Source organism: Aquidulcibacter sp. (genome assembly GCF_020253525.1).
Lineage (GTDB): Bacteria > Pseudomonadota > Alphaproteobacteria > Caulobacterales > Aquidulcibacteraceae > Aquidulcibacter.
The window spans coordinates 1-11,693 of record NZ_JADCBK010000078.1 but is presented as its reverse complement, the minus strand read 5'-3'; the positions used below and the strand labels follow the sequence as shown (position 1 = coordinate 11,693).

Below are 11,693 nucleotides of genomic sequence, written 5' to 3'. Positions count from 1 at the left end.
GAAAACGGACACTTGACTACCCAGAGGTCGCAGAAACAATTTCGTTTGCGGTTTGGTGGGCCGGAAGGATCACCAAACCGCTTCCAAATAAAAACTATCCAAAACAATGTCATCCCCGCCGGAACGAAGTGGAGAGCGGGGACCCCATGGGGCTTCACCGCGTTTGCGGCGCAAAATCTGGGACTTGGCTGTCCCGTTCGGGATGATATCCCACTTAATCACTCTGCAGCACCAAATCCCACCGCGGCTGCGCCGTTTAGGTGCGCAGAAAAGCCACGAGGGCATCGCGGAAGGCGGGTTCGGCGACGGCGCTTAAGTGATTGCCGGGGACTAATTTGTAGCTGCCATTGCCGAGTGCGGCTGCCAAAGCGACCGGGTCGCCGTTGTCACGATCCTGATCGCCATTGACCACCAGCACCGGCGTTTTGATCTTGGCCAATTGCTCTACCGATGTGGATACTTGCGTGGAAAGGACGCCCAAGGCTGCCTCCGGGCTCATGCCGCGTTGTTTAAGGATGTTTTGAATAAAGGCGCCGGCACGCGGATCTTGGGCATTGGCCCCATTGCGGATGCCGTCCTCAAAATAATCCTTCCGTGTACCGACGGTCGTGATGCCCGCTTCTCCCATGCCGCCCAGAAAGACCTTGGTTGGGCCGGTATGGCCGCGTGCAAGGAGGCGCACCGCCGTGCGTGCGCCTAAGGAATAGCCGACGAGATCAAAATCTGTGATCCCCAATTGGGCCAACAGCACTTCTTGATCTTTGGGGAGCGCGTCCTTGGGATAGGCGGCTGGGTCCGTCGGCGCATCGGATTGGCCGTGGCCGCGTAAGTCCGGAAGAAGGATGCGGCGCCCCGTTGTCGCCATCGCGGCGGCGAGGCCCGGCTCGATCCAGTTCAAATGCGCACTAGCCAAAAAGCCATGCAAAACAAGTGTGGGTCGACCATTGGGCGAACCCGTCTCAGTCCAAGCTAGATTTAAGCCGTCAAACGTCTTGAAGCGCGCGGTTCTGTAGTCCATGTCCGTTTGATGACCTCACCTCTGCCGCCCCCATTCATTTTCGTCGAAGGCGTTCGCAATTTTCGCGACTTTGGTACCTATCCAACCCAATCCGGCCAGACAGTGCAAGCAGGAAAGCTCTTCCGCTCTGCCAATTATGCGCAAGTGACCGATGCAGGCCGGGAAAGGTTTCGCGAGACCGGGATCAAAGTCGTGGTTGATTTGCGCCGTGGTCATGAGCGCCAACAACAGCCAAGCCAATTAGATGGACTTCCCGTTGAGATTCTCGGGTCCAATCTAGGCGATGGGGATGGGCTGACTTTGCCGCCGCATCTGCAATTCATCCGCGACACCGATTTGACGCAACAGGCCACCCACGATCATATGCTGTCCTCCTATCGCCGCATCCCCTGGGAGCCCCAGCATCTGAGCCTGTTTGGTGAGACCTTTGACCGTTTGGCGGAAGGGAAAGGCCCGGTTGTTATTCATTGTGCGGCGGGCAAAGACCGAACGGGCATTTTGTGCGGCTTGATCCTCTATGCCTTGGGGGTCGATTTAGAGCGGATTGAGCACGATTATCTGTTGACCAATCATGTCGCCCATGACCCCAATCTATTGGCGAATTATGCCAGAATGATGGGCGAACAGTTTGAAAAGCAAATCGACCCAGAGGCCCTTATGCCCATGGTTGGCGTCCATCAGGACTTCTTGGCCGAAGCCTGGGCCGAGATGGGGCGGCGCGATGGCGGGTTGGATGGATATCTCGAACGCTTAGGGGTGGATGCCGCCAAAAAGCGGGCTTTGGCGGATTATTTGCTGACACGCTGATGGGTTGGTTGATTGCACGCGTGAAAAGTGTGGTTACAGTCTGGCTATGAGCTGGAAACCTGAGATCGAACACTTGCGTGCCCGCGAGGCACTGGCTGAACAAATGGGCGGGGAAGAGCGCGTTGCGCGTCAATTGGCGCAAGGCAAGTCGACCGCCCGAGCCCGGGTAGATGCCCTGTTAGACCCCGGCAGTTTCCACGAGATCGGCAAGATTGCAGGCGTGGCGGAGTATCATCCAGACGGCTCGCTCAAAAGCTATTTGCCGTCCAATATGGTGACCGGCCGTGGACGGATTGATGGACGCCCGGTTGGTGTGATCGCCGATGACTTCACCGTCCGTGGCGGGGCGGCAGATGCGGCCATCTGGCAAAAAATGGTGCAGGCGGAAAAGTTTGCGGGTGAATATCGCATGCCGCTGATCCGCATGGTCGATGGGACGGGCGGCGGCGGCAGTGTGAAAATGCTGGAGAAGGACCCCCGCACCTATATTCCAGAGACGCCGGGCTGGGAAGTTGTCGTTGCCAATATGGGCCAGATTCCAGTTGTGTCTCTCGCCCTAGGCCCGTGCGCGGGACTGGGTGCAGGCCGGGTGGCGGCGAGCCATTATTCGGTGATGGTCAAGGGCCTCAGCCAGGTCTTTGTGGCAGGCCCACCTGTCGCGCGGGCCATTGGCGAGGACATTGACAAGGAAGGCTTAGGCGGTTGGGAAATACAGGCCCGCAATGGCGTGGTGGATGAAGCGGTCGATAGCGAAGCCGAGGCCATGGCCTATGCGCGGCGCTTCCTGTCTTATTTGCCGGGCTCGGTTGATGATTTACCGGCCCGGGCTCCCAGTCTGGACCCGACGGATCGCAAAGAGGAATTTCTTCTCTCCATCGTGCCGCGCGACCGCGTAACGCCCTATAAGAGCCGCAAGATTGTTGAGGCTTGTGTCGATGCCGGCACTTTCTTCGAGATGGGCAAAGCTTGGGGGCGGTCGATTATCACAGGCCTTGCCCGGATTGACGGCTGGCCCGTCGCCATTATGGCAGGCGACCCCTATGTGTTGGATGGGGCGTGGACGGCAGATGCCGCCCGCAAGATTGAGCGCTTTGTTGACCTCGCCAATACGTTTCATTTGCCCATCGTTCATTTCGTCGACTGTCCGGGCTTTGCGGTGGGGCGCAAGCATGAGCAGGCGGGCGTGACCCGCGCTGGCATTCGGGCGATGAGCGCCATTTATCAAGCGCGCGTGCCCTTTTGTGCGGTCGTGATGCGTAAAGCCTATGGGCTGGCAGGCTCTGCCATGTTCAACCCCTCGCGCGCCAAGGCCCGCTTCTGTTGGCCATCGGGTGACTGGGGCAGCTTGCCCATGGATGGCGGGGTAGAGGCTGCTTTCCGGCGTGAGCTAGAGGCCCATCCAGACCCCGCCGCCCGCTTGGCCGAGATCAAGGCCTGGATGGAAGGCTTGCGCAGCCCATTCCGAACCGCGGAAAGCTTCTATGCCGAAGAAATTATCGACCCGCGCGATACCCGCCCGCTTCTGTGTGAATGGGCAGGGCTTGCCCGCCGCGTCTTGCAAACCGGGCCAGTCAGCACCGCGATGCGGCCCTGAGACAAATGTGTGGATGAGAGAGTTTGGGATTGGAAGTGGCAAGCCGCTGGCCTAAGATCAGAAGATGACACATCCTGTAGGTCCCGATTCCCGCGTCACCCTTGTTGACGGCTCTGGTTATATTTTCCGCGCCTTCCATGGCCTGCCGCCTTTGACGCGTAAGAGCGATGGCGCGCCGATTGGGGCGGTGTCGGGCTTTTGCAACATGATCTTCAAACTGTTGGCCGATGAGAAGGATGGCGACCAGCCAACCCATTTGGCGGTGATCTTTGATGCGTCTGGCCCGACCTTTCGCAACGATATCTACCCCGCGTACAAAGCTAATCGGCCGCCTGCCCCCGAAGATCTGGTTCCGCAATTTCCGATGATCCGGGAAGCCACACGAGCCTTTGGTCTGCCTTCGATTGAATTGCCCGGCTATGAGGCCGATGATTTGATCGCCACCTATGCCAAGCAGGCCGCAGAAAAAGGTGCCAAAGTCCGTATCCTGTCGTCGGATAAGGATTTGATGCAGCTGATTACCGACAAAATTTTTCTCTATGATCCGATGAAGGATCGCCCCATGGGGCCTGAGGCGGTGATGGAGAAATTTGGTGTCGCGCCTGCGCAAGTGATTGATGTGCAATCCTTGGCCGGGGACAGCACCGATAATGTGCCCGGTGCGCCCGGGATTGGCGTGAAGACGGCCGCAGAATTATTGGGCATTTATGGCAATCTGGAAACGCTTCTGGACCGGGCCCATGAGATCAAGCAGCCCAAGCGCCGCGAGACCCTGATCCAATTCCGCGAACAGATTGAAATCTCGAAGCGCCTCGTCACTTTGATGGATGATGTGCCGGTATTGGAACATCTGGAACATTTTGGCGTGCGCGAGCCAGATCCAGCCATTTTGCTCGACTTTTTGCGCAAGATGGAATTGCGGACCTTAACGGGCCGGGTGGAGGCTGGGCTGCGCCGGGATGGCTATGTTGCCGATAAGGCTGAGCACGGCGATACAGCGCCTGCTGGTTTTGCCTCGCCTGCGCCAACGACGATGCCGAGCACGGATGGTACGCCCGCAGGCCAAGCGGTGATCCCGCAGGCGGTCTTTGCGCCGATCGACACCAAGGCCTATGAAACCATTTCCAGCCTTGCCCGCCTCGATGATTGGATTGCCCGTATTCAGAGCCAAGGCTATGTCGCCTTTGATACCGAGACCGCCTCCCTCAACAGCGTCAGTGGGGGTTTGGTCGGTCTTTCGCTGGCGGTTGAGCCTGGCATTGCCTGCTATATCCCGGTTGGTCATCGCGGGGCGGGCGATGTGGGGGTGACGGGCGACCTGTTTGGTGGCGGGCAAGATACGGTCGCGAAACTGCCCGGCCAATTAGAGCTGTCCGATGTTTTGGCCCGCCTGAAGCCCATTTTGGAAGATGATGCGATTTTAAAGATCGGCCAGAATCTGAAATATGATGTCTCGGTCATGGCCCAGCATGGCATTGCCATCAGCCCGATTGACGACACCATGCTGATGAGCTTTGCCTTAGATGCCGGGCGCAATTCCCATGGCATGGATGATTTGTCGCTCCGCCTTTTGGCGCACCAGCCCATCGCCTTCAAAGATGTTTGCGGCACGGGCAAGTCTCAGATCAGCTTTGACCAAGTGCCGCTCGACCGCGCCACCGCCTATGCTGCCGAAGATGCGGACGTGACCTTACGCCTGTGGCACATTTTAAAACCGCGCTTGGTGCAAGAGCGTTCAACCACTGTCTATGAAACGCTGGAGCGGCCTTTGGTGCCGGTGATTGCGGGGATGGAGCAGGCCGGCGTGAAAGTGGATGTGGCCGAGCTGTCGCGTCTTTCGCTTGATTTTGCCCAACGCATGATTGGCCTTGAAGCCCAAGCCCATGAGCAAGCCGGTGAGGTATTCAATTTGGGCAGCCCGAAGCAATTGGGAGACATTTTGTTTGGCAAAATGGCTTTGCCCGGCGGCAAGAAGACGGCAACAGGGCAATGGGCCACTGGCGCTGATGCGCTGGAAGATCTGGCGGCTCAAGGCCATGAATTACCGCGGACTTTGGTGGATTGGCGGACCTTGGCCAAGCTGAAAAGTACGTATACAGACAATCTGAAAGACGCGATCGATCCCACCACAGGCCGGGTCCATACTTCCTACAATATGGTGGGTGCGGCGACGGGGCGGCTGTCCTCAACCGATCCCAATTTGCAAAACATCCCCATTCGGACCGAAGAGGGCCGCCGCATCCGTCGCGCCTTTGTGGCAGAGCCTGACCATGTTCTGATCTCAGCCGACTATAGCCAGATTGAGCTGCGCCTCCTTGCCCATGTTGGCGACATTCCCCAGCTGAAGAAGGCCTTTATCGAGGGCTATGACATTCACGCCATGACGGCCTCAGAAATGTTTGGCGTGCCGCTGGAAGGCATGGACCCGATGATCCGCCGCAAAGCCAAGGCGATCAATTTCGGTATCATTTATGGCATTTCCGCCTTTGGTCTCGCGCGTCAATTGTCGATCCCACAAGGTGAGGCACGCGATTATATCGCAACCTATAAGCAGCGCTTCCCCGGCATACAGGCCTATATGGACCAGATGAAGGCGATGGCGCGGGAAAAGACCTATGTCGAAACCATTTTTGGTCGCCGCTGCTGGGTGCCGGGCATAAATGCCAAAAGCCAAGCCGAACAGGCTTTCGCCGAACGCCAAGCGATCAACGCTCCTCTGCAAGGGGCCGCCGCCGATATCATCAAACGCGCCATGATCCGCTTGCCAAAAGCCCTGAAAAAAGCGGGCTTGCAGGCCCGAATGTTGCTGCAAGTGCATGACGAGCTTGTATTTGAAGCGCCTTCAAGCCAAGCGGATGCGACATGTGCTCTGGTTGCTGAGGTGATGGAGAAGGCTGCCCTTCCGGCGGTGGCCTTGTCTGTGCCTTTGGTGGTAGAGGCACGCGCCGCATTGAATTGGGCTGAGGCCCACTAAACCGATTAGCTCCCGCAGGGATTTGTACCGATGAAATTCACCTTGTCTTGGCTGCAGGATCATTTGGCCACCGACGCCCCTTTGTCTGCTGTGTTGGACGCCATGACGATGGCGGGCCTAGAGGTGGAGCATTGGGAAGATCCAGCTGACAAACTGAAAGCTTTTTCAGTCGCGAAGATCGTCTCGGCTGAGCGCCACCCCAATGCGGACCGCTTGCAAGTGTGCCAAGTGGAAACCTTTGAGGGGATGAAGGAAATTGTCTGCGGCGCACCCAATGCACGGCCCGGCCTGACGACAATTTATGCGCCTTTGGGCACCTATATTCCCGGTAGCGGTATTACCTTAGAGCCGCGTGCGGTGCGTGGTGTGGTCTCCAACGGCATGTTGTGTTCGGCGGCTGAGCTTGAAACCGCCGAAGAGAGTGATGGCATCCTTGAGCTTGATGATGCTCTGGCCGTTGGCACGCCCGCAGCTGCGGCTTTAGGCCTTGCTGACGCGGTGATCGACTTTGAGGTGACGCCGAACCGCCCGGATTGGCTAGGCGTTGTAGGTATCGCGCGGGAATTGGCCGCAGCCGGCCTTGGCCAACTGAAAGATCATTCAGTTAAGCCAGTGGCTGGCAGCTTCCCCTGTCCGGTCACCGTGACGATTGACGCGCCTGAGGCATGCCCTGCTTTCGCGGGCCGCTTGATTAAGGGTGTGAAAAACGGGCCCAGCCCGAAATGGTTGGCCGATCGCTTGCGCGCCATTGGCCTGCGCCCGATCAATATTCTGGTCGATATCACTAATTTCATCTCTTACGACCGTGCCCGCCCGCTTCACGTCTATGATGCGGCTAAGCTGACCGGTGGGATCGTGGCGCGCTTGGGCAAAACTGGCGAAAGCTTTGTGGCGCTGGATGGCAAGAGCTATGAATTGACCCCCGCCATGTGCGTGATTGCCGACGCCTCTGGCCCGCTCGGCTTAGGGGGGATCATGGGCGGCGTGTCGTCGGGTTGCTCTGAAGAGACCGTCGATGTCTTTGTCGAAAGTGCTTTGTTCGCGCCTCTGACCATCGCTCAAACCGCGCGCGCCCTGGGCATCCAATCCGACGCCAAATACCGCTTTGAGCGGGGTGTCGATTCCGGTTTCATGGTGGATGGGCTAGAGCTTGCCACCGCAATGATCCTGGAGCTCTGCGGCGGCACTGCCTCAGATGTCATTATTGCCGGGGAAGTTCCTGCGGCCCCAGAAGCCGTGCCATTTGCGACCAAGGAAGTGCATCGCTTGACGGGCTTAGACCTCAGCGATGGGGAAATTGACACCATCCTGACCGCTTTGGGCTTTTTGCCGGAAGTGACCGGGGCGGGGACCCGCAAAGTTGGCGTGCCCAGTTGGCGACGCGATGTCGCAGGGGCTGCCGATCTGGTAGAAGATATTGCGCGCATCGCAGGGTTTGACCGTCTGCCCACTGCGAAATTGCCAGAGCGCAAAGGCCGGAAAGAGCCCTTGCTGACCGCGGCGCAAAACCGGGTTCGTTTGGGCCGTCGCAGCCTCGCTGCCCGCGGCTGGATGGAAGCGGTGACCTGGAGCTTTGCCAGCCGCGCGACATGTGAATTATTTGGCGCTGCCCAAGGCGGCGGGGCATTGGTTCTGGCCAACCCCATCGCCTCAGACCTTGATTGCATGCGACCCAGCGCTTTGATCCATCTACTATTGGCGGCCCAACGCAATGCCGACCGCGGCTTTGGCGACCTCGCTTTGTTTGAAGCAGGCCCGATCTATAAGGGCGACGGGCCAAAAGATCAGGAGATGGTTATTGCGGGCGTTACGCGCGGGGCCATTCGTCACTGGAGTGGGACCGAGAAGCCAGACGTCTTTACAGTAAAGGCCGATGTCTTGGCCATGTTGGATGCCATGGGCGCATCGACTGGCGGCATGCAAACGGTTCAGGGCGCACGGGCGTGGTGGCATCCCGGCCGCTCGGGCACGTTTAAGCTGGGGCCTAAGACAATTCTGGCCGAGTTTGGCGAGCTTCACCCCCGCGTCCTCAAGGAATTGGGTGTTGATGGCCCGGTCTATGGGTTTGAGCTGTTCTTAGACGCCTTACCACCCGCCAAAGTGAAGGCTGGCAAGACCAAGGCCAAGCTGGATGCTTCCGCCTTCATGCCATTGACGCGCGACTTTGCCTTCCTCGCCAAAGCTGATCTGCCGGCAGGGGATTTGATCCGCGCTGTCGCCCAAGTTGATAAGGCTCTGATTTCAGATGTTAGTCTGTTTGACCGCTATCAAGGTCAAGGTGTGGCGGAGGGGGAAGTCTCGCTCGCGCTGCAAGTCAGTCTGCAACCGCGTGATCGCACCCTGACCGATGCAGAGATCGAAGCCGTCAGCACAAAGATTATCGCAGCCGCCGCAAAATTAGGTGCACGGCTGCGCTAATTTCATCGTTCCGATCCGGGCAATACCCACTAGCGGACGCTAGGCGGGTCGGACTTGGGATATTCATACAGCACGATCACATTGCCATCCCAGTCGAGGAAGCCTTGCTCGGTCCCGTCGCCCTGACCAACCGAAGCGAGGACTCGCGGTCCAAACACGGTCAGGCCCATCGCCTTGGCCTTGCTGATAATCTCTGCCAAACGGCCATTGGCATTAATGACGGCACCAGTCGTGCGAATACCTGTTTTGGCCGGTAGCGGCACACCTTTGACCTCCAACAAGGCCATGGTGCGCACCTGTGTCGGCCCGGCGCTTAAGGTGCAAAAGCGCATTTGGGCTTCGGCGGGAATATTAAACACTTCGCGCGAATAAGAGTTCGGTCCAGACGTGGTAATCGCGCCAGCCTGAAGGCCCAAAACATCGCGCCATAAAGTCAAGGCCCGTTCCATGTCGGTAACGACATAGAGTTGCCGCTTGTAATAAGAGCCTGCATAGGGCGCTTCGGCGGCTGGGGCCGTGGTGCCAGATTGGCCGAGTGCGGGAGCCGCCGAAAATGCCGACAGAGCCAGTAAAACACCAGCCAAACCAAATTTTACCTGTCGACCCATTGTTTGAACTCCCCCTGCTGGCCCGCACAAAGTCATGCCGCGGCGCGGTTTCGAATTGACGTCAGCTTATATCAGGTTAAATGTCCGGACAAATGAAAACGTTTCGCTCACTCCTCTTTGTTCCGGGTTCCCGGCCAGACCGTTTTGAAAAGGCGCTGGCGGCGGGTGCCGATTCCATTTGTATCGACCTTGAAGACGCCGTGCCGCCACAAGATAAGGCCGCTGCCCGTGCCGGGGTGATTGCTTGGCTAGAAGCCAATGCAGAAGCCTATCCAGCCTGTGCGATTGGCGTGCGGATGAATGGCCTCGACACATTGGATGGCCTTAAAGACATCATCGCCTTTAGCGAGACGACCGCGCGGCCCGACTTTTTGATGGTGCCGAAGGCCGCTTTGGGCTCTGACCTTGCGAATTTGCGCCACTTGCTCGATCTGCGCGGGCAAGCCCGGAAGCAGGTCGCGCTATGGGCTGTGGTTGAATCGGTTGTAGGCCTGAAACATGCCGCCGATATCGCAGGAATGTGCGGCTCGACCGGTGGGGTGTTGTTTGGGGGTGCGGACTATTCGCTCGCCATTGGCACCGGAATGGACTGGGAAGCGCTGTTTCATGCCCGATCAACACTGGCCACAGAAGCACGCGTTATCAACGGAAGCTTGATGGATGTGCCCTATTTGAACGTGAAGGACGAAGCGGGCTTGCGTGCGGAATGCGTGCGCGTGAAGGCATTGGGTTTTGACGGCAAGGCCTGTATCCACCCCAGCCAAGTTGCCATCGTCAATGAAGTCTTCTCCCCCTCTGAGGCGGAGCTGGACTGGGCCAAGCGCGTGATTGAAGCGGGCAAGTCCCAAGATAGCCGCGCCATTTTGCTCGATGGAAAACTCCTCGACATCCCCGTTTATCTGCGCGCTGAGCGTATTTTGTCCAAAGCAGGAATTGAGTTCTAACCATGGTTCGAAACGTGAAAGAAGTTGGCCCCCAGCGCTACCGCGAGACCTTTGGTCGTTATTTCGAGGACTTTGTGGTCGGCGATGTCTATGAGCACCGCCCGGGGAAAACCATCACCGAATATGACAATCACATGTTCACCCTGATGACCATGAACACCCATCCCATGCATTTTGATGCCCAGTTTGCCGCGGCCAGTGAGTTCAAAAAGAACCTCGTTGTATCGCCCTATACGCTGGCGCTGTGCATTGGCATGAGCGTGACCGACACCAGCCAAAAGGCCATTGCTAATCTGGGCATGGACGAAGTGAAGTTCACCGCACCCGTCTTTGCTGGCGACACGCTTTATTCGGAGAGCGAAGTGCTGGCCAAGCGCGAAAGCGCCTCGCGCCCCGGACAAGGCATTGTGACCATCGTCACCAAGGGCTTCAACCAAGATGGCGTCATGGTGTGCACCTTCAAACGCAACATGCTGATCCCCGCCCGCGGCCATGCCGTCGAGGACAAGGTGGGCAATTACTGATCGAAATGTGGATGACGTCAGGCGCTGCCTGCAAAGGAGACCATAATCATGGCAGACGGAAACTTTGGACATATCAGCGAAGCCGATGAGCGCCAGATGCTGGACGCGATCCAGAAATGGATCGAGAAAAAAGTCGCCCCCGTGGCGATGAAGCTGGAGCATGACAATGAATGGCCAGCCGAGCTTGTCCAAGACATGGCAGAGCTTGGGCTGTTTGGCGCGATCATCCATCCCGATTATGGCGGCTTGGGTCTGTCGGCGACCACTTATTCCAAGATCGTCACCATGATCTCGCAAGAATGGATGAGCCTGACGGGTATCTTCAATTCGCACTTGATGATGGCAACTGTGGTTCAGCGCTTTGGTACCGATTATCAAAAGGAATATTGGCTGCCTAAGTTTGCCACCGGCGAAATGCGCGGCGGTCTGGGCCTGACAGAGCCAGATGCCGGGACAGACTTGCAAGGCATCCGCACCGTCGCGCGCCGCCAAGGCGACAAATATATCGTCAATGGCACGAAGACGTGGATCTCCAACGCCATTGAAGGCCATTGCGTGGCCTTGCTGGTCAAGACCGATCCCGATGCTCAACCCCGTTATAAGGGCATGAGCATGCTGATCGTGCCAAAGATTGATCCCGAAACCAAGGTCCCGCTCAAAGGCGTGAAGAATGGCAAGAAGCTCGAAAAGCTCGGCTATAAGGGCATTGATTCTGGCGAGTTCATTTTTGAAGATTATGAAGTCGACGCGAAGAAGAGCTTGGTTGGCGGTGAAGAGGGTAAGGGCTTCATCATGGCCACAGGCGG

Annotated in this window: 9 protein-coding genes; 7 read left to right on the top strand and 2 right to left on the bottom strand. The window is 57.8% G+C overall.

Features of this window, described 5'->3' with window-relative positions:
- Window positions 1–256 precede the first annotated feature (256 nt).
- A complete protein-coding gene (locus tag IOB61_RS10150; RefSeq protein WP_290815940.1) occupies window positions 257–1,018 on the bottom strand; it encodes an alpha/beta fold hydrolase in 762 nt (253 codons plus the stop codon).
- Between the two features lie 9 nt (window positions 1,019–1,027).
- On the opposite strand from IOB61_RS10150, the gene IOB61_RS10145 reads away from it, so the two are divergent.
- The 4 genes from IOB61_RS10145 (at window position 1,028) to pheT (ending at window position 8,811) form a co-directional block, all read left to right on the top strand.
- Complete coding sequence (locus IOB61_RS10145) at window positions 1,028–1,825, top strand: tyrosine-protein phosphatase (RefSeq protein ID WP_290815937.1); 798 nt, start codon at window positions 1,028–1,030, stop codon at window positions 1,823–1,825.
- A 46-nt stretch (window positions 1,826–1,871) separates the two neighbouring features.
- Window positions 1,872–3,419 carry an acyl-CoA carboxylase subunit beta gene (locus IOB61_RS10140; protein ID WP_290815934.1) on the top strand — a complete coding sequence of 516 codons (1,548 nt, stop codon included), beginning with the start codon at window positions 1,872–1,874 and terminating at the stop codon, window positions 3,417–3,419.
- A gap of 64 nt (window positions 3,420–3,483) precedes the next feature.
- Window positions 3,484–6,393 (top strand): DNA polymerase I, encoded by a 2,910-nt coding sequence (gene polA / locus IOB61_RS10135; protein WP_290815932.1) that lies wholly within the window; start codon window positions 3,484–3,486, stop codon window positions 6,391–6,393.
- Between the two features lie 30 nt (window positions 6,394–6,423).
- The gene (gene pheT, locus IOB61_RS10130; RefSeq protein ID WP_290815930.1) at window positions 6,424–8,811 is read left to right on the top strand and encodes a phenylalanine--tRNA ligase subunit beta; all 2,388 of its coding nucleotides are present in this window, start codon (window positions 6,424–6,426) and stop codon (window positions 8,809–8,811) included.
- A gap of 29 nt (window positions 8,812–8,840) precedes the next feature.
- On the opposite strand, the gene IOB61_RS10125 is transcribed toward pheT, so the two are convergent.
- Window positions 8,841–9,419: a hypothetical protein gene (locus tag IOB61_RS10125; protein WP_290815927.1), complete on the bottom strand. Its 579-nt coding sequence runs from the start codon at window positions 9,417–9,419 to the stop codon at window positions 8,841–8,843.
- Window positions 9,420–9,511: 92 nt separating this feature from the next.
- On the opposite strand from IOB61_RS10125, the gene IOB61_RS10120 reads away from it, so the two are divergent.
- From IOB61_RS10120 to IOB61_RS10110, 3 genes are all read left to right on the top strand, one after another.
- Window positions 9,512–10,363 (top strand): CoA ester lyase, encoded by an 852-nt coding sequence (locus IOB61_RS10120; protein ID WP_290815924.1) that lies wholly within the window; start codon window positions 9,512–9,514, stop codon window positions 10,361–10,363.
- 14 nt (window positions 10,364–10,377) lie between these two features.
- Complete coding sequence (locus IOB61_RS10115) at window positions 10,378–10,887, top strand: MaoC family dehydratase (RefSeq protein WP_290815922.1); 510 nt, start codon at window positions 10,378–10,380, stop codon at window positions 10,885–10,887.
- Window positions 10,888–10,935: 48 nt separating this feature from the next.
- The coding region (locus tag IOB61_RS10110; RefSeq protein ID WP_290815920.1) for an acyl-CoA dehydrogenase family protein at window positions 10,936–11,693 on the top strand (758 nt) is incomplete at its 3' end.